This window comes from Caballeronia sp. LZ043, from assembly GCF_031451075.1.
In the GTDB taxonomy this organism is placed as follows: domain Bacteria; phylum Pseudomonadota; class Gammaproteobacteria; order Burkholderiales; family Burkholderiaceae; genus Caballeronia.
Map to the genome: position 1 here is coordinate 1 of NZ_JARUXT010000005.1, position 406 is coordinate 406.

Annotated in this window: 1 protein-coding gene; it reads right to left on the minus strand. The window is 59.9% G+C overall.

All coding sequences use genetic code 11. The features are described from left to right. A partial coding sequence (locus QCE64_RS34305) for a contractile injection system protein, VgrG/Pvc8 family (RefSeq protein WP_310008666.1) occupies nucleotides 1–406 on the minus strand: 406 nt, incomplete at both ends.

A 406-nucleotide genomic window follows, 5' to 3' on the forward strand; every position in this document is an offset into this window, starting at 1 on the left:
GGCGTAATCGGGCAGGGCGTCGTGGCCGCTCATGTCATCGGCGAGCACGAGCGTGTGCTGGCCCATCTGATGCGTGAAGTAGTAATAGATGCCTTCCTGTTCCATCAAACGGCTGACGAAGGCGAAGTCGGTTTCCTGGAACTGGGTGCAATAACCCCAGGTGCGATAGGTGGCGCTCAGGCGGTTGGTAACCGGAAAGCCGTAAGCGGAGAAGACTTCCTGGATGATCTCGACAACCGTCTTCTCCTGGAAGATGCGGCAGTTGACGGAGCGCGTGAGGTACCACAGCGAAGGCCGCACAGTGGCCGTATAGATATAACTGCGCGAGGTGAGCGTCTCGCGGCCATTGAACTCGAAGCGGGTGATCTGTCCGTCGAGATAGCGCAGCGCGCCGACCTGCGGCTGG